The following is an 18,469-nucleotide window of genomic DNA, read 5'->3' on the forward strand; positions in this document are numbered from 1 at the left end:
ATAATGGCGAGAATTACATAGCGAAAGAACAAGCACCCGTTCGATTGTAAATGGTAAATAGCACCTCAAATATTACAAAAAAGCCATGCTATGATGTAACAGTAAAACAAAACACAGCGAAGAGGAGAGTGTAAAGAAATGTTCAAGAAAGCAAGCATTGTAACAGGAATTTCAGCGGCACTGCTTTTCGGAGGAGCTTTTTCTTCTTCAGTAGATGCGCAGGCAAATAACGCAAACGACCAACAAGGAAAGTCATACCAAGTCTATTACTCTGTGAATAGCTACAAAGGTAACCTTTCACAAGAGGATATTCAAAGTGTTATAGATAAATACTTCAGCAATCACAAGTGGAACTGGAAGCAGCAGGCTCCAGCAGAACAAAAACAGGCTCAGGAGCAGCCACAAAAAGCAGAAGAGAACAAACAGCAAGAGCAGACAAATGAACAGCCTGCAGAACAAAAAGAACAGGAATCTGCAGAACAGAAGCAGCAAACAGAAGCTCCAAGTAACGAGCAAGCTGAACAGGCCCAAGCGCCTCAACAAAACAACAATGAAGCAACTGCAGAGGAGTCCAAGCAAGAACAGACTGAAAATGCAGGACAAGAGCTAAACGAATTTGAACAAGAAGTAGTGGAATTGACCAACCAGGAGAGAGCAAAGCAAGGTCTTGATCCTTTGGAAATCGATACAGAACTAAGCAAAGTCGCACGTGAAAAATCAGCGGATATGGCTCGTAACGGTTACTTCGACCATAACAGCCCGACTTACGGTTCTCCGTTCGATATGATGAAACAATTCGGCATCTCCTACAACACTGCAGGGGAAAACATTGCCAAAGGACAGCGTACTCCGGAAGAAGTAGTCAACGCCTGGATGAACAGTGAAGGCCACCGCAAAAACATTCTTAACGGCAACTTCACCCATATCGGTGTCGGCTATGTCGAAAATGGAAACGTATGGACACAACAATTCATCGGAAAATAATAGACAAGTAGATTTATGGACAGGGGCTGTCCCATTCGCCGGAAAACGGCTTATGGGACAGCCTTTTTGCGCGATTGGGGTCAGTCCCCGGTGACGATACCGGGGACTGACCCCAAAAAAATTTATTTTTTTGTAGGGTTTGGGGGTGGATGGTTCGTCTATAAAGTGAAATGGTCAGAGAGAGGGGGAGCGTCCATTCAAGATGAACTGCTAATCAAAAAAATAAAATCGGGCAACCAGCAAGCCCTTCGGCTGTTGATCGAGCGTCATAAGCAGCAGGTCTTCAAAGTGACGATGAGCGTCCTGCATGATGAAAAGGCAGCTGAAGATGCGGCTCAGGAGACGTTTATCAAAATGGTAGATGCTCTTCCCTCTTACCAGCATCAAGGGTTTAAAACCTGGCTTAGTAGAATCGCTTTCCATAAAGCAATCGACGCCCGCCGGAAACGGCAGCGAATGAGAGAAGATTTCAGCAGCGACGGACAGGAATATCACAAGGGCCAAGTTGACAGCGCGGAGGAGCAGGCGATGCTGCGGGAAAGAAGACAACGTATCCGTGAGCAAATCGATCAGCTTCCAGATAAACTGCAGTTTACAGTACGCTGCTATTACTTAGAAGGCATGTCCTATGCCGAAATCGCAGACCGGCTCGGTTTAGCCGAAAAGACCATTGAAGTACGGCTGTACCGAGCACGAAAATGGATGAAAGCACATTGGAAGGAGGATGATTTTTAAATGATACATATTGAAGAGGAGTTGTGGCCCTACATAGAGGAAACGGTGGATGACCAGAAACAGCAGCAAATCGAAGCCCATTTGGAGACCTGCGCGCAATGTTTCGACCGTTATCTTGCATTACTTGACCAATGGGAGGCACCTGGGCATCTCGCTGACTCCTTTACCGAAGCAACCATCGACAAACTTAACGTCCAACAAGTCTTGCCGCAAAAAGACGGACAGAAAACATCCTCCTCCATATCCAGGGAGGTCAAAACGATCAGCCACTATTTACTGGCTGCAGGACTAACCATTTTATTAATGGCAAGTGGTATCTTCCAGGGCGTCCTTCACGTAACCGATAAAACGAATATACACAGCCGGCCGTCCATGGCAGATAGCCTGATGCAAAAAACAGACAGCTGGCTGACGCAACTAATAAAGGGGGAAGATCAATGAATAAATCATCCATACTGGCTTTCTTTTTAGCGCTCATCCCCGGTTTTGGCCATATGTACCTTGGTCAAAAACGCAAAGGGGTGCTCTATCCGTTGCTTTTCTTTGGCACAATAAGCTTTGGAACGTTTGCTTACATCATCTCTGCACCTAGTGAGTTGATCCCCTTAACATTGCTTATGGCATTTCTGATTTGGGCGGTCAATGTAATCGACATGATTGTCACCTTGCTGATAGGCGGCAACAAGATACAACCCATCGAACAGTCTGCCGAAGCGAAACTTGCTGCCGGGGATGCGACCAATTCCCAACAGACCCATTACAATGAACGGTTCACGACAATCTTGTTATCATTCGTTCCGGGTGTCGGCCACTTCCAACTGGGTCTGAACCAGAGAGGATTGACGTTTTTGGCCGGTTTTTTCGGAGTGGCTTCCATGATTTTCTTTGTTGCTTTTGTCAGCAATCAAGGCGGCTTTCTTATTTTTCTGCTGGCCATGCCGATCATCTGGATTTACAGCTTTTTTGATGCGATTCAACTATTGAACAAGAAACAAAACGGAGAAACCCTTGAGGACCGGACAATCATCGAGGATTTGGATCGTTACCGGGAAGAGGGGAAAAAGAGCAAGATGCTTGCCACCATCTTGGCCATTTTTCCCGGTGCGGGGCATATGTATTTAGGGTTGCAGCGAAGAGGGCTGCAATTAATGGCTGCCTTTCTGCTAGCCATCTATGTGCTGGACGTTCTGCACCTTTCCATCTTCTTGTTTTTGATTCCGATCATCTGGTTTTTCAGCTTTTTCGACGCCTTGCAGCATTCCAGCAAGGCCGAACAGGGAGAAGTTCAGGACGTGCCGATTGTAAAGTATTTGGCAAACCATCAAAAATGGCTGGGCATCGCCCTTTTACTGCTTGGGATTTTCTATATTGCCGATTCCATTTTGCTTCCAGTCATAGCTGAACAAGTGCGTGCAGCGTTTCAAATCGATCTTTGGTATTATTACCGCCAGTATTTTCAAGTATCGCTTGTCTGTTTGCTTTTGATAGCTGGGGGAATTCGTTTGATCATCGGGGTGAAACCGGATAAAGGAGGAAACAATCAATGAAGAAATGGCGGGTAGGATCTGTCTCCATGGGGGCAGCCCTCATTTTACTAGGTACGGTCATCATGCTCTCTCAATTTTTCGATTGGGATGCAACAACGGTTTTATTGGCCTGGTTTCCATTGATCCTGATTGTTTTAGGAGTGGAAATCATCCTTTACGTCTACATGTCCCGGCAAGAACAACCTGTGGTGAAATATGACATTTTATCCATCGTATTCATCACTTTCTTAGGGGGGATTGCGCTCATCCTTTTTATCGGGGCCACTACTGGATTGCTGGATAAGATTAAAACCACTGTCCAAGCTGAGGAGGTGGAAGCAACCTTGCCGCCAATCGAAAAAAATATCGGTGACAAGGTGAAAAAGATTGTCTTGGAGTCCGCGGAGGGAACAAGGCTGGAGACAAACAACACAGGCGCTATTCATATATTCGGCACCTTCCACTCTAGTACGGCAAATAAAAAAGACATCAAGCCAGAGGAAGTCGCCTCTTTTCACCAGGTCGGTGACACCTTGTATGTGGAAATGCTTGAAGCACCCACGAGCCGATTCGAATATGAAGACAGCCGGTTTACTGCAACGGTGTCGATTCCGGGAAACATGGAAACCGAGGTCCGCTCCTGGCTGGATGAAGCGCGCCTGAACCTGGCAGCTATCAAAAGTAATTGGTCGTTGACCGAGGTGGATGAGGTGTATCTGACCAATCCGGATAAGGCCGATGTCCAACTACATACTGAAAACATTTGGCAAGAAGAATCCAGTGACCAAACAGATACATTCGGAAAAGGCACCCACCAACTCGAAATCGAAGCAGTCAATCAACTGCATACCAAGTAAATTCTTTATCCTGATAGAGCAATGGGGGACAGTCCCTCCGGCGGGGACTGTCCCCTTCTTTTTTCAAATTTTTTCTTTAAGGGTTGACTGGATTGACAGAGTGATTTATAATTCTTTCAAAGATTGAAATTTCAAACAAATTGAATAACAAGACTCTTATCCAGAGCGGCGGAGGGACTAGGCCCGATGATGCCCGGCAACCTTCAAGCGACAATGCTTGAAAAGGTGCCAATTCCTACAGGTCCATGATCTGAAAGATAAGAGGAGGACTCCGACTACACGCCCTCTTCTTAGGAAGAGGGCTTTTCTATTCCCCCTCTTCCAACACAACAATCTTGTTACCTGCTTTTCACGGCCTTAGGTACTATTTTTCCCTAGAATTATCCCGCTTAGGAGGAATTAACATGACAAACCCATTCCATTTGCAAGGCACCGAAACACAACTTCTTCACGGAGGACAGACACCAGATCCGGCGACAGGCTCCAGGGCAGTCCCGATTTATCAAACGACATCCTATGTATTCCGTGATACCGAGCACGCCCAGAATCTTTTTGCCCTGGCTGAACCTGGCAATATTTATTCGCGCATCATGAATCCGACTGTGGATGCTTTTGAACAACGGATCGCTCTGTTGGAAGACGGCGTAGCGGCAGTTGCCACCTCTTCCGGCATGGCTGCCATTACTCTGTCGATTCTGAACTTGGCAGGGAGCGGCGATGAAATCGTAGCCGACAGCAATCTTTACGGCGGCACTTATAACCTGTTTGTCAAAACACTGCCTCGCTACGGAATCAATGTCACCTTTGTGGATGCTTCGGATCCGGAAAACGTCCGTGCAGCTATCACCGACAAAACCAAAGCGGTCTTTGGCGAAATCATCACCAATCCAAGCCTGAATGTGTTTGACGTGGAAACAATCGCTGCGATTGCACATGAACACGATATCCCGTTGATTATCGATAATACATTTGCCACTCCGTATGTAACCAAACCGATTACCTGGGGAGCGGACATCGTTGTACACTCTGCTACCAAGTGGATCGGCGGACACGGTACGACAATCGGAGGGGTAGTCGTCGATGGCGGACGTTTTGATTGGAACAATGAAAAATTCCCTGAATTCATTCAGCCTGATGAAAGCTATCACGGCATCAGGTATGCCATCGACACTGCACCGGCAGCCTTTGCTACGAAGCTACGCGTACAGCTGTTGCGCGACATCGGCGCCTGCCTGAGCCCGCAGAACGCATTTTTGCTGTTGCAGGGTCTGGAAACATTGCATCTGCGTGTAGAAAAGCATAACCAAAACGCCCAGCAGGTCGCCGGTTACCTAAGCGACCATCCAGCAGTGGAATGGGTTGCATATCCAGGATTGGAAAACCATCCTTCACACCAACTTGCAGAAAAATACTTGAACGGAAAGGCAGGTTCCATTATTACTTTCGGTATCAAAGGCGGACGCGATGCAGGACGGCAGTTGATCGACAACATCACCCTTTGGTCGCATGTAGCCAATGTCGGGGATGCCAAATCACTGATTATCCATCCCGCTTCCACCACCCACCAGCAGCTTGATGCAGATGGATTGAAGGAAAGTGGTGTTACGGAAGAATTGATTCGTCTTTCGATCGGTATTGAAACCGCAGAGGACTTGATTCAGGATCTCGATCAGGCAATCGCACAAGCTACCGGTACAAAGCCCACCATTACTGCCACAAATGAAAAGGCAGTACAATGGGCGCTTCACTCACCATTCGACCGGACAAACGGGCTCCGGCAAAAAACGATAGCCGTTCTTGGATTAGAGCCGGATGAAAATTTGCCGGTGTATCGAACAGCTGCGAAGTTGCAAAATCTCGGATTTAAAGTCATTCCGGTCCACAATGGAAATGAGCCAATTCTAGGTGAGACGCCAGTGGCGAATGTGGCAGCAATAGAGGAAGAAATCGATGTCGTTTATACACAGGACACACTCGCTGCAGAGGCTTTACTGGCAAATGACGGCCAGGTTGAAACAAAAATACTGTGGCTCGATTCCCAGAGTACTAGCCTGGATGTCACCGATCAGGCGCGCGTGCAAGGGATTACCGTTGTCGAAAGTCTCTGCCCATACCAAGAAGCGGTGAGACTGAGAAGCGGAGATACAAGAAAGCAGCCGGTCCACGCCTAAGCAGGCAAGAATCGGTATGAAAATAGAATATTTCCCTCAACAAAAGCCGCTTGAAAATTCCCAAGCGGCTTTTGTATGTACAAAGACTTGCATAAATTCGTTAAATCCTTTCATACTATCTTTGAAAAGGAGGAGACATGGATGGATTTTCCGACGATACATACAAACTTTTGGGACGCTGTAATAGCAGTACCAGCCGTCATGATTGTCACTCAATTGATAAAAGTATTGTTCCGCGTTCCAAAAAAATTCGTGCCGACACTGGCACTTGTGATTGGGTTGGCAATATCTGTTTTCATTAGTCACCGCGGCAGTTTGATTGCCGGGATTTTTATGGGATGGTTTTATGGCTATGCCGCCATCGGTTCTTATGCATCATTAAAAACCACGATCATCACTTTTTTACATAAACGAAAGGCAAAGCGTCTGACATCTCTCGGCTGATCTGACCAATTTGCAATTATTTGTTTTTCAGCTCCCGCACCTCTTCCTCCAGCTGTTCCACCCTTTTCTGAAGTTCCCTTTTCGGCTCAGACACTCTTTTGTTGATCATGCCAAAGAAGCCGAACAGAGCTACGATTCCACCGGCGATTGCCATGACAAACAATAAACCTATTTCCGCCACCGTTATCCCTCCTGTGTCACTGGTAATTTTGCTAGTGTCTCCTGATTTTTTATCCAAATACGCCAGCACTCTTGTTCTGCTGAAGAATATCTTTAATTGTCTTATCAAGCGTATTGAACCTGAATTGGAAGCCCTCCTGTTCAAGCCGATCCGGAATCACCCAGCGGCTTTTTAGCACAAGTTCCGTCTCTGTCCGGATCAATATCGAACCCATTTCCAGCATCCATTTCGGTGCAGGCAGGCCAACAGGCATGTTTAGCTCTGTTCTTAAAATCTTCATCAATTCCCGGTTATGTACAGGGGTGGGTGCTGCACAATTAAAGACACCGCTCAAATCATCCCTCTCCTGTAAAAACAGCACGATTTGAAACAGGTCTTCAACATGAATCCAGCTGAACATTTGCTTTCCGGATCCCTGTGCCCCGCCGAGACCGAATTTCACCAAGTTTAAATAAGGGGTCATCACCCCTCCTCCCGGGCCTAAAACGATAGCGGTTCGCAGAGCAGCTTGTCTTGTTTCTGGTAAATCAAAAGAAAAGAATGCTTCTTCCCATTTTTCTGCCACGTCCACAGAAAATCCCGTTCCTATTTCTCCGTTTATTTCCGTCATCGGCCGATCTTCGGCATGTCGATAAATCGTGGCGGTGCTGGAGTTGAGCCAAATCGGCGGCGGGCTTATCACATGTCTTGATAACTTCGCCGAGAATAGTCGTCGTTTCGATTCTTGAATGCAGGATTTCCCGCTTGTTTTTGTCATGGTAACGGCAATTTACCGACTTGCCAGCAAGGTTGACGAGCAAATCCGCCCCTTCCAAAGCTTCCTTGATGCCATCCCTGTCGTCCCATGATAGGTAAGAGGGCTGTCTCGATATGATTCCTACATTATATCCCTTCTCTTCGAACCTCCGTTTGAAATAATTCCCGATAAATCCTGTTCCCCCTGCGAGGATAACCTTTTTCATCGTCAAAACCCCAATCTGAATTTTTATCTGAATTGGTTGCCTCTTGATGTTTTGGGTTCATTTTAACATATTAACGGAGTGCCCATGACAGGTTCCCCTTCGAAGGTATTTTTCTCTACGCATTTCCGGCTTACACCTCCATAGGGGTGTTTAAGCCGCTAATCGTGAATAATTATCAACTTTACGCCAAAACGTCACATTATCAGCAGCATTGGTTGGCAAAGAAGTGATTACGGCATGAAATAAGTCAGCTCATATAAGGATGAGCTGTCGCTTTTTATAGGGTCACAAAACCACTTTTACTGCCTTTGTCGCGATAAACGTTTTGATGTATTGATCTAAAATCCGGGTTCCTCCGAAATCATCTTCATAAAAGCCCGTTATTGCAAAACCAGCGTCGATTTGTCCCTGTATTTGGTCTTCCATGGTATGGGCATATTCAATGGTTTGGTTGGAGCGAATGTGATCCTCCACTTCTTCTTCAGGCAACTGATCCAAAGTTGAAGAGGGAATGGGATGCTTCACATCAAGAATCCCTTTTTGTTCCTGCTGGTCATCAAAAATAAACAACAGCGGGTTCGTAAATCCGGCTATCAATGTTCCTTTCTTTTTTAACACCCTTGCCGTTTCTTTCCACACCGGGCGGATGTTATCCACGAACAAATTGGAAACAGGGTGGATGATCATATCGAAAGTTTCGTCTTCAAAGACACTTAAATCACGCATATCCCCTTGCACAGTGTGCAACGACAGCCCGTCCCGTTCTGCAACCAACCTGTCTTTTTCCAACTGCTTTCGTGATATGTCGGTGACGGTTACCTGGGCACCGGCAGCTGCCAGAACAGGAGCCTGCTGCCCTCCACCTTACGCAAGGCAAAGGACCTTCAATCCTTCTAATTGGCGCGGGAACCAGCTGCGCGGTACCGGCTTTTCAGTAGTGACAGTGATATTCCATTCGCCTGCTTTACCTTTTTCAACCGTTTCGCTGCTGACCGATTTTGTATAACGAGAGCCTTCTTCCACTTTCTGATCCCAGGCATTACTATTTTGCTTTGTCGTATCCATCTCTGTCTCCTCCCTATTCCCAGTCTTTTTTATATGTTTTTACCAGCGTATCATAAATAGGCCAAGACGGGGGTCAAGACGGGGGTCAGTCCCTCCTTCCGAATTTTGCTCTTGGGGTCATGCTCTTGGGGTCAGTCCCCATCAAGCCGATTCTTTCATTGATTCAGGTTGATTTTTCGCAGGAATCCTTATCTGCCAAGGATTTCTGCAATTTTGGGGACTGACCCCTCCAAGGGGATTTTGCACCATCATGAGCCGGAGAGGGACTGACCCCTTACCTTAAAAAAGCCAGCTCGTGGTGAGCTGGCTTTTTGGTGTTATATGCTTTTGTCTTAGTATTTTTTCTCTTCGACGATTTCGTGGTTTTCGTCTAAAATCATCAAGCGACTTGGTGTATCGTTGGATGCCAACTTTTCAGCTTCTGCGATTGCATCGTCTTTTTTGCTGTATAAATCAGTCGGAGCTACGTCTTCGATTTTTACATACCAGCCTTCTGCATTTTTGTTTGGTGTTACGCTATATTCTTTCATGTCTATCGCTCCCTTTCAGAAATTGCTTTATTCTTTGTGTACAAAACAATTCCCGACTGCTCTGCGAACCAAACCTATACTATCTGAGCCGCTGCACCTATACGTTCTTGGTTTCTAATTTTGCAGTGCTTTGGTTGACCTGAACGACCGTAGCTGTTTCTGCCGCTTTCACGATACCCAGGAGGACTTTTAACGACACAAGCGCATCTTCCCCTGTCACGGCCGGCTTCTTATTATGAAGGACACTATCCACAAATGAATCGATTACACCGCTGTTCGTTTGGTCATCATTGGTCTGGATGGTTTCCAATTGATACTTGGCTATGGAACCATCCTTTTCTATGACAAGCAGAGGATAGTCCTTGTCATGATATATTTTTATGATTCCACCCGTCAGATAAATAATCGTGCTGTTATCCTCTTCACCATAATAAGTCCAGGAAAAGGAAGCCGTCCCAATGCGCCCGCCGGCTGTTTTCAAGGTGCATACAAGATTGTCGCACACTTCTATCGGTTCCCCGGTAATGCCGGTTTTATCTAAAGATCCTTGAAAGGCACTTACCTGGTTTATTCCATCATTCAACAGATAATGAAGCAAATCGATTTTGTGAATCCCTAAATCACCGGCGACTCCCAACCCGGATCGCTCCTTGGAGAAAAACCAGGTGGATTTCGTTTTATTTATCCCCCATCGTTCAGGACCTGCATGGCCGAAGCTTGTTTTAAAGGTGAGGACTTCTCCGAGTTCTTTATTCTCTATTAACTGTCTTGCTTTTTGATGGGCCCTAGTAAAACGCTGGTTATGATCGATCATCAGTTTCTTGCTTGAGGTTTTCTGGGCCTGGACAATTTGTTCTGCACCTTCGATGGTCAATGCGATCGGCTTTTCACAAAGTACATGCTTCCCGGCTAGTAACGCTTTTACAGAATTGATGGGATGAAATTCGTTCGAGGAGCAATCGCTGATGATATCAATCGTCGGATCTGTTATTAAATCGTCCAGAGATGCTGCAACCGATCCGGCAAATTGGTCGGCCAGTATTTCCGCTCTTTCCGGATTTCGGTCATAAAAAACGATTTCATCGATATACGGATTTGCTTTGTATTCGGGTGCATGGCGAAACTTGGCAATCGATCCACAGCCGATAATACCTGCCTTCAACTTCATAAACATCCTCCTATTCCCGCTTCTGGAAAACTACTGCCACGATGATGATCAAGCCCTTTACAAACCCTTGTAAATGGGGCGAAACATTCATCAAGTTCATCATGTTGTTCAAAATGCCGAGTATCAGAACGCCGAAAAACGTTCCGAGGACCTTTCCTCTCCCACCAGTCATCCTCGTCCCGCCAATGATGACCGCGGCGATTGCATCCAGCTCGTAGGCCTGGCCGGAGCTAGAGGAAGATATCGAGTTCAGTCTCGAGGTTTCAATGATTGCGGCAACACTTACCAAGAGGCCCGCCAGGCTGTAAACACCTATTTTGACACGGTCGACACGTATAGTGGATAACAAAGCCGCCTTCTCATTGCTTCCAATCGCGTAGACATACCTGCCGAATCGTGTTTTTTGCATCAATACATAAACAAGACTTGTCATTACTAAAAAAATGATAATGGGATAATCGATGATCCACAGTTCACTGTTTGCTATCGCTGTGAAGCTGGTTACCTCTCCAGAGATACTGCCTCCGTCAGCAATGTAGAGGGCAATCGACCTTGCTCCCGCCATCATTCCCAATGTGGCGATGAAGGACGCAATTCTCCCCTTTGCAACCATCAGTCCATTCAAAAGCCCGGCAAACGCTCCGACAGAAAATGCTGTCAATATCGCCAACAGGATACTTCCGGTCGCATTCAGGGACAAAATCGAGACAACACCGACAAGTGCCAGGACAGAGCCGACCGACAAATCGATTCCGCCTGAAAGCATGACGATGGTCATTCCCAGGGCGACAATACCGATGATCGAGACCTGCATCAAAATATTCAATTGATTATTGACGTCCAAAAATCGGGGATTTAACAAGGATGCCAAGACAAATATGACCACAAAAGCAATGATTACACTATATTCGGACCAGAGCCAGGACAGGTGCCTGTTTTTGTCCGGGGGTTGTGTACTTTCTTGTTTGATTGCTGGACTAGCCAATGTGTTCCACCTCCCTTTTTGAGCCAGTGGCATATTTCATGATTTCATCCTCGTTAGCTTGGTCCCGTTTCAATTTTGCCGTTATCTCCCCTTGATACATCACATGAATAGTGTGGCAGACTTTGAGAATTTCCGGCACTTCGGAAGAAAGAATGATGATCGCTTTACCCTGTTCGGCCAACTGGACGATCAATTGATAGATCTCCCTTTTGGCGCCGATATCGATCCCCTGGGTCGGGTTGTCAAAAACGAGAATGGGGGTATCGACCTCCAGCCATTTTGCCAGGACGACTTTTTGCTGATTGCCTCCGGAAAGCTTATCGATCGTCACCTTTGGATCGTGCACCTTTATATTCAAAGCTTCTTTAAAATGATGAAACCGGGATTTTTCTTGATTCGGTTGAAGAAAACCCATCCGTTCAAAGTGGGAAAGAGCAGAAATACTCATGTTGTGGTAGACACTTAAGTCTTTGATGATTGCATTCTCTTTTCGGTCTTTTGGGACAAAACCTATACCAGCCTGCAACGCCTGTTTAGGATGGTTGATTGGGACAGAACGCCCCTCTACCTCGATGCTGCCGGAAGACGTCTTGTTAAATCCAAATATGCTTTCAAACAATTCTGTACGACCATCACCGGCCAACCCGGTAAAACCGAGAATCTCTCCGGCATGCAGCGTAAAGTTTATGTCCCGGAAACGACCAGCGCTTGTCAATCCGGTTACATGGAGCATTTTCCTTCCAGCTGCATGGTTGTGAACAAAACGTTCTTCCGACACAGATTTTCCGACCATCATTTTTGTAATGGCCGTCACGTTTTGATCAGCCACCCGGCCTGAGCCGACTATTTTTCCATCCCGCAGGACGGTATAACGATCACAAATTTCCTGGATTTCTTTCAGCTTATGGGAAATATAAATAATCGAAACATTGGCCGCTTTTAAATTTTTCATCAAGGTAAACAACCGGTGCACTTCATGCTCTGTCAGAGCTGTAGTCGGTTCATCCATGATGATGATTTTGGAATCCTGAAGCAGTGCCTTGGCAATCTCGATCAATTGCTTGTAGGAGGCATCCAACTGGCGCACATAAGCTTTGGGGTCGATTTCCACTCCTAGTCCGGCAAGTACCTCGCTCGTCTTCCGGCACATTTCTTCTACTTTCAGCAGTCCTAACCGGTTTCTTCTTTCCCTCCCTAAAAACATGTTTTCATAAACCTTCAAATCTGCGACGACGTTTAATTCTTGGTGAATGAAACTGATGCCGAGCTGCTGAGAGGTGCGCGGGTCGATCATTTCCACTTGCTTACCATTCACCTTGATCGTTCCTTTGTCGGCAGGAAAAATGCCACCCAAAATATTCATCAATGTAGATTTCCCAGCTCCGTTTTCCCCCAGCAAAGCATGTATTTCTCCTTCTTCCAAACAGAGACTGGCCTGTTTGAGTACAGGAACGCGATTAAACGATTTATCGATATTTTCCATTTCCAATACATAATTACCGCTCACTTTACATCACTCCCTATCAGAAAAAGGGATACAATATTTATCGATTGTATGCCCTTTTTCCGCGCCTTTCCTTACCCTTCTGTCAGCTCAATATTTGGAGTCTTCATTATAGAATTGATCCACATTCTCTTTGGTTACCTGGGTTGCCTCCTTGACCACCATTTCTTCTTCCGGCTCTTCCCCTTTTGCAAGGTCTGCTGCAATGGACACAGCATCCCGGACCATGGTCGGCGAATAGAGGAAGGTCGCCTTTATCAATCCATCCTCCTGCATATTCTCGAATACGGTTTTATTGCCGCCGGCTCCTGTGATAAATTGGATATCGTCCCGGCCCGCTTCCTTGATCGCCTGGAGAACACCTAACGCCATTTCATCGTCCTGGGTAAATACAGCATCTATTTGTGAATGCGCTTGCAAAATATTCTGCATGACTTCCAATGACGCTTCTTTCGAAAAGTCTCCATTTTGCGAAGCGATCACCTCTATGCCGTCTTCCCCATCCATCGCTTCCTGGAATCCGCTGCCTCGTTGATTTGTGACAGAACTCGGAGGACCGGTAATTTCGACCACTTTTCCATTCCCGTCCAATTGTTCTATAAAGTATTTTCCTGCATTGACCCCTATTCCTTCATTGTCGCCTTTCACCACGACAGTCGCAGCATCATTTTCAAGCTCCCTGTCAACGATCACCAACGGAATGCCTGCATCCTTCACTTTTTGACCGACAGGTGATAGTGCTGCAGATTCAATCGGCAGCATGACAATGACGTCCACTTCCTGGGAAATCAAATCTTCTACATCATTCGCCTGTTTGTTGGGATCCGCTGCATTGGTCATTACGTAGTCGATTCCTTCTGCTTCCTTTATTTCCTGTGCTTGTTTTTCCGCGTTGTCGATCAATGCTCCCATCCAGCCGTGTGTTGCCGATGGCAAGGATATACCAATTGTAAGATCGCCATCTTCTCCCGAAGCTTCTCCACCGCTTTCCTCACCGCTTCCACATGCTGCAAGTCCGCCTAAAACCAACATAGACAAAAACAAAACAAGTAGTTTTCTCACTTCTCCACCCCTTTTTTGTTATTGGAAGCTCGCTTTAATGTAATCGTTTACATATAAGGCCAGCACTCTGCTATCAAAATGGATTTGATACCACAGTGCCGGTCTTAGTTGCTGATTAACCTAGCGTAGACTCCCGAATGACTAATTCATGATCCAAAATGAGACTTTCCACTTCTTTTCCCTGGATTTTCTTGACCAGCATGTCCGCAGCAGCTTTCCCCATTGCATACATCGGCTGCGAAATCGTTGTCAGGGCAGGATAGGTCATATTGGAAAAAGCGATCTTGTCAAACCCAATGATAGCGATGTCCTCGGGTACTTTCAGTCCTTGGTTGTGGATTTCCTTCAACGCACCGATTGCAAGTAAATCAGATACAGCAAAAATCGCTGTCGGACGTTCCTCCTGCGCAAGGATTTTTTTCATTGCCTGCTGGCCATAAGAAAAGTCCAACCCTTGTGTATGGACAATCAAACTGTCCTCTAGTTCCATCTTGTTTTCTTCTAATGCTTTCTGGTAACCAAGCTGACGCTGGCGGGCATAAAGGTATTTTTCGTCCGAATTTATCAAAGCGATGCGCTGATGTCCGATTCTTATCAAATGTTTCACCGCACGATAGGCTGCCTCAGCATTGTCTATGGTCACATATGGGATGCCACTGTCGACAGCATACTCGCTGCACTGGATGATCGCATGATTTTCGGCGAGCTGGATAAGAGTGTCGATGTTAACGGCAGGATCCATGGAGATGATGCCATCGGCCATTTTTTTTCGGACCAGGTCAAAATAGATGTTCTCCCGTTCCACATTTGTATCGGTTTCACACAAAAGGATATTATAACCTAACTCAATCGCCGTGTTTTCAATGCCGTTGATGATTTCCGAGTAAAAAGGATTCGAGATATTCGGGATCAGGACAAGCAGCAGCCTGCTTTCTGAATTTCTCAAATTCCGGCCGAGAAGGCTGGGTTCATAGTTTAATTTTTTGATTGCATCTTCTACTTTTATTCTCGTCTTTGCCGTGACAGAATTTTGTCCATTTAAAACTCTGGAAACAGTCGCGACCGAGACTCCCGCTTGTTTGGCCACTTGGTGGATTGTTGCCATCTTTCCGAGTCCTTCTTTCTGCATTGCGTAATTTTTTGTAATCGTTTACAATACAAATAGTACTGTACGATTTCATTGCTGTCAACCGTTTCTTGGTAAATATCCCTATGGTTTATGTTATGGATGTAATGGATTACAATCTGTATTTTCTAATAATGATAGAGGAGGGAAAGATGATGAAGTTAGGTGTTTTTACTGTTTTATGCGCTGACAAACCATTTGATGACATGCTTAACTATGTTTCTTCCAAGGGGCTGGAAGCAATTGAGCTAGGAACCGGAGGGTACCCCGGAAATGATCATTGTCCTATCGAGGAATTGATCGATCAGCACTCAGCCCAACAGGAAATGCTGAAAAAATTGACCGATAAAGGGATAATGATCAGTGCATTAAGCTGTCACTCCAACCCCCTGCATCCACAAGAAAAAGTTTCGGTGCCCGCTGACATATTACTGCGGAAAACCATTAAATTAGCCTCACAGTTAGGCGTGCAGGTTGTGAACACATTTTCCGGCTGTCCCGGAGATCACGAGGGTGCACTTTACCCTAATTGGCCGGTGGCAGCATGGCCGCACGACTATCAAGAAGTATTGGAATGGCAATGGCATGAAAAACTGATTCCTTACTGGAAAGAAATAAACGATTATGCAGCCGCCTATGGCGTGAAAATCGGATTGGAATTGCATGGCGGGTTCTCCGTACATACGCCCGCCACCATGTTGAGGCTGCGTGAAGCCTGCGGTCCAGCAATCGGAGCAAATTTAGATCCAAGTCATATGTGGTGGCAGGGGATAGATCCTGTGGAAGCCATCAAAATACTCGGAGATGCTGGGGCCCTGCATCACTTTCATGCGAAAGATACCATCATTGATCAGCAGAATACGAACATGCATGGTTTGACCGACATGACTCCTTATTCAGAATTGCGGAGCAGAGCCTGGTATTTTCGCACGGTCGGCTATGGGCATGGACGTAAAGTCTGGTCCGATATTGTCAGCACCCTGCGGCTCGTCGACTATGATTACGCGGTCAGTATCGAACATGAAGACGGACTGATGTCCATTGATGAAGGGTTCAGCAAAGCCATCGAGAACCTTCGGCCCATCATGCTGAAAGAACCTGTAGGGAACATGTGGTGGGCTTGAAACGCGCCTGCCAGACCGTTCACTTTTACATAAACCGGACACCAGCTTGTGGTCCGGTTTATGCTTCCCCCCTCCCTCGTTTTCCAATGATTCCCCATGAAAATAATTATCGCTGGTAACGCAAGACATGTTATCATATTGTATACTAATACTAACGATACATCGGCCTATGCCGTGGTTTTTCCGGTGACAGATGGAAGGCCGGAATCCCTCTGCCCAAGTTTTTGAAATCAAGCTAAAGGGAATATTCTTTTAGTGCGTGTTCACAATGGAAGGTGAGAAGGACCTAGAAGTTCAGGGCCGCGTGGACTTGTGCATCGGAACGTACACAATCGATACGTGCGAAGCGGAAAAGCAAGCCAACGAATAAATTTCAAGTATCCATTTCACCGGATATTAGACCCATTTCTTTTCATACGGATTTTCTATCAATTTCTATTAGGTGTGATGACGTTGCGTAATAAATACTCCAAGACTATCATCGGTGCCGTTTTATTGATTTTGCTACTGGCTATTGTCACCTTTCAGGCAATCCAGACATCTGAAAGCGACAATGCCGAAAAAAATTTCAGTCCTGAAACACAGGAAAAAGATCTGGAAGTGACTGAAGAAATACCAGATGATACAAAACTGCAAAAAGCCGAAGAGACAGAAGAAGAAGAACAGCCCTTGGCAGAAGATATCAAAGATAAGGTCAGCCAGGTGATCGAGAGCGCCCTCGGGTTATTTGTCAAAAAGGATCTGGACATTGTCGCAATCGGGGATTCGCTTACACAAGGGGTAGGTGATACTTCTCATAATGGCGGTTATGTTGGAATTCTGGGGAACACCTTGAACGATGACGGCCAACAAAAAGTGGACATCGTCAATTACGGTAAACGGGGAAACCGTTCCGACCAGCTGTTGAAACGGTTGGACCAGACTGAAATAAAGAATTCCATCGAAGAAGCCGATATCGTACTCGTCACCATCGGTGCGAATGATATCATGAAAGTAGTGAAAAACAACTTCACCAACCTGGAATACGAACCATTTGTGAAAGAACAGGCAAATTACATGGTGCGGCTTCGAAAAATATTTGATAAGATGTTGGAATTAAATCCTGATGCCACCATCTATTTAATCGGATTTTATAATCCATTCGAAAACTACTTCAGCGATGTCGAACAATTAGGGCAGATTATCGACGATTGGAACGGTACAGGAAGTACAGTGGCTCTGGAATATGAACAAGTCAACTATATTCCAACCAAGGATTTGTTTGCAAGTACAGATCAAGATTTGCTTTACGAAGATAATTTCCATCCAAATAACACCGGATATAAATTAATAGCTGAACGGGTTCTTGAATATATCAGGCCGGAAATAGAACGTTCAGAATAAGCTTTAACAAGAGGGGAATAGAACAATGAGTGAAGAAAAATCGCAGAAACAGAGGAACTGGAAACGTTGGTTTCTTGTACTTGCAGGAATAAATATAGCTGTTATCCTGCTCCTTCTGTTTCTGATATTCATCCCTTCCTGGTCAAACCCGTCACTTGATTGGGAAGAGCTGGAACAAACACCGGGAGCTGAATTCACAGTCACTTCCAGCAAGCAAAACTTAAGTGAGCTGGTCAACGCTTATGTTGATCAAATGTTCAACGATACTACCGGAAAATATGAGGTATCCATGGAAGATGATGTGGAGTTTACCGGATCACTCAAAGCCTTCAGTGCAGAAATCCCTTTTTCCATCCGGTTGGAGCCGATTGTCCAGGAAAACGGGGACCTCGTCCTCAAACAAAAAGACATTTCCCTGGGATTGCTGTATTTGCCCAAAAGAAAAGTGCTGGAATATCTGAATAAAAGCTACCCGACCCCTGATTGGGTGGTCGTCAATCCAGAAGAGGAAACGATTTACATTGCCATCACCCAAATGGAAATGAAGAGTAACTTCAAAGTCAAAGCGGAAAAATTTGATTTGGAGAATGATGATATTTCCTTCCGCATCAAGGTGCCTAATGAAACGCTGGGGCTTTGATGCCGCCTGCGGCAACCTTGTA

Annotated in this window: 17 protein-coding genes, 2 pseudogenes and 1 riboswitch; of the genes and pseudogenes, 10 read left to right on the top strand and 9 right to left on the bottom strand. The window is 45.8% G+C overall.

Features of this window, described 5'->3' with window-relative positions:
* Positions 1 to 138 precede the first annotated feature (138 nt).
* The 7 genes from F6X55_RS12370 to F6X55_RS12400 all read left to right on the top strand — a co-directional run bounded on the left by F6X55_RS12370 (position 139) and on the right by F6X55_RS12400 (position 6,717).
* Entirely contained in the window at positions 139 to 984 is an 846-nt protein-coding gene (locus F6X55_RS12370) for a CAP domain-containing protein (protein WP_026570870.1), read from the top strand.
* Positions 985 to 1,074: 90 nt separating this feature from the next.
* Positions 1,075 to 1,719: an RNA polymerase sigma factor gene (locus F6X55_RS12375; protein ID WP_161993083.1), complete on the top strand. Its 645-nt coding sequence runs from the start codon at positions 1,075 to 1,077 to the stop codon at positions 1,717 to 1,719.
* Positions 1,720 to 2,160: an anti-sigma factor family protein gene (locus F6X55_RS12380; protein ID WP_153463654.1), complete on the top strand. Its 441-nt coding sequence runs from the start codon at positions 1,720 to 1,722 to the stop codon at positions 2,158 to 2,160. It abuts the gene before it with no gap.
* On the top strand, positions 2,157 to 3,266 hold the full coding sequence (locus F6X55_RS12385) for a hypothetical protein (RefSeq protein ID WP_153463657.1): 1,110 nt from the start codon (positions 2,157 to 2,159) through the stop codon (positions 3,264 to 3,266). Before F6X55_RS12380 ends, F6X55_RS12385 begins: the two co-directional genes overlap by 4 nt.
* Complete coding sequence (locus F6X55_RS12390; RefSeq protein WP_153463659.1) at positions 3,263 to 4,102, top strand: hypothetical protein; 840 nt, start codon at positions 3,263 to 3,265, stop codon at positions 4,100 to 4,102. Before F6X55_RS12385 ends, F6X55_RS12390 begins: the two co-directional genes overlap by 4 nt.
* Positions 4,103 to 4,255: 153 nt before the next feature.
* A riboswitch (SAM riboswitch) is annotated at positions 4,256 to 4,366 on the top strand.
* Positions 4,367 to 4,506: 140 nt separating this feature from the next.
* A complete protein-coding gene (locus F6X55_RS12395; protein WP_153463662.1) occupies positions 4,507 to 6,273 on the top strand; it encodes a PLP-dependent aspartate aminotransferase family protein in 1,767 nt (588 codons plus the stop codon).
* 141 nt (positions 6,274 to 6,414) lie between these two features.
* Positions 6,415 to 6,717 (top strand): hypothetical protein, encoded by a 303-nt coding sequence (locus tag F6X55_RS12400; protein WP_153463665.1) that lies wholly within the window; start codon positions 6,415 to 6,417, stop codon positions 6,715 to 6,717.
* A 16-nt stretch (positions 6,718 to 6,733) separates the two neighbouring features.
* Here the strand turns inward: F6X55_RS12400 and F6X55_RS12405 are convergent, their stop codons facing one another.
* The 9 genes and pseudogenes from F6X55_RS12405 to F6X55_RS12445 all read right to left on the bottom strand — a co-directional run bounded on the left by F6X55_RS12405 (position 6,734) and on the right by F6X55_RS12445 (position 15,279).
* Positions 6,734 to 6,898 carry a coiled-coil domain-containing protein gene (locus F6X55_RS12405; RefSeq protein ID WP_153463668.1) on the bottom strand — a complete coding sequence of 55 codons (165 nt, stop codon included), beginning with the start codon at positions 6,896 to 6,898 and terminating at the stop codon, positions 6,734 to 6,736.
* A gap of 49 nt (positions 6,899 to 6,947) precedes the next feature.
* A pseudogene (locus F6X55_RS12410) lies at positions 6,948 to 7,860 on the bottom strand (TIGR01777 family oxidoreductase).
* A gap of 285 nt (positions 7,861 to 8,145) precedes the next feature.
* Positions 8,146 to 8,925 (bottom strand): annotated as a pseudogene (locus F6X55_RS12415) (class I SAM-dependent methyltransferase).
* A gap of 332 nt (positions 8,926 to 9,257) precedes the next feature.
* On the bottom strand, positions 9,258 to 9,455 hold the full coding sequence (locus F6X55_RS12420; RefSeq protein WP_026570880.1) for a DUF2188 domain-containing protein: 198 nt from the start codon (positions 9,453 to 9,455) through the stop codon (positions 9,258 to 9,260).
* A 97-nt stretch (positions 9,456 to 9,552) separates the two neighbouring features.
* Entirely contained in the window at positions 9,553 to 10,623 is a 1,071-nt protein-coding gene (locus tag F6X55_RS12425) for a Gfo/Idh/MocA family protein (RefSeq protein ID WP_153463671.1), read from the bottom strand.
* Between the two features lie 10 nt (positions 10,624 to 10,633).
* Positions 10,634 to 11,608, bottom strand: a complete 975-nt coding sequence (locus F6X55_RS12430; protein ID WP_026570882.1) for an ABC transporter permease — start codon at positions 11,606 to 11,608, stop codon at positions 10,634 to 10,636.
* Positions 11,601 to 13,115, bottom strand: coding sequence for a sugar ABC transporter ATP-binding protein (locus tag F6X55_RS12435; protein ID WP_153463674.1), 1,515 nt, complete (start codon positions 13,113 to 13,115; stop codon positions 11,601 to 11,603). The genes F6X55_RS12430 and F6X55_RS12435 overlap by 8 nt, the downstream gene beginning before the upstream one ends.
* An 87-nt stretch (positions 13,116 to 13,202) precedes the next feature.
* Entirely contained in the window at positions 13,203 to 14,174 is a 972-nt protein-coding gene (locus F6X55_RS12440) for a substrate-binding domain-containing protein (protein ID WP_026570884.1), read from the bottom strand.
* Between the two features lie 115 nt (positions 14,175 to 14,289).
* A complete protein-coding gene (locus F6X55_RS12445) occupies positions 14,290 to 15,279 on the bottom strand; it encodes a LacI family DNA-binding transcriptional regulator (protein WP_026570885.1) in 990 nt (329 codons plus the stop codon).
* Between the two features lie 176 nt (positions 15,280 to 15,455).
* On the opposite strand from F6X55_RS12445, the gene F6X55_RS12450 reads away from it, so the two are divergent.
* The 3 genes from F6X55_RS12450 (at position 15,456) to F6X55_RS12460 (ending at position 18,447) form a co-directional block, all read left to right on the top strand.
* On the top strand, positions 15,456 to 16,424 hold the full coding sequence (locus F6X55_RS12450) for a sugar phosphate isomerase/epimerase family protein (RefSeq protein WP_153463677.1): 969 nt from the start codon (positions 15,456 to 15,458) through the stop codon (positions 16,422 to 16,424).
* Positions 16,425 to 16,871: 447 nt separating this feature from the next.
* Entirely contained in the window at positions 16,872 to 17,807 is a 936-nt protein-coding gene (locus F6X55_RS12455) for an SGNH/GDSL hydrolase family protein (protein ID WP_153463679.1), read from the top strand.
* A gap of 25 nt (positions 17,808 to 17,832) precedes the next feature.
* The gene (locus F6X55_RS12460) at positions 17,833 to 18,447 is read left to right on the top strand and encodes a YpmS family protein (protein ID WP_026570888.1); all 615 of its coding nucleotides are present in this window, start codon (positions 17,833 to 17,835) and stop codon (positions 18,445 to 18,447) included.
* Positions 18,448 to 18,469: the final 22 nt, after the last annotated feature.

Source organism: Sediminibacillus terrae, assembly GCF_009602435.1.
Taxonomy (GTDB): domain Bacteria; phylum Bacillota; class Bacilli; order Bacillales; family Amphibacillaceae; genus Sediminibacillus; species Sediminibacillus terrae.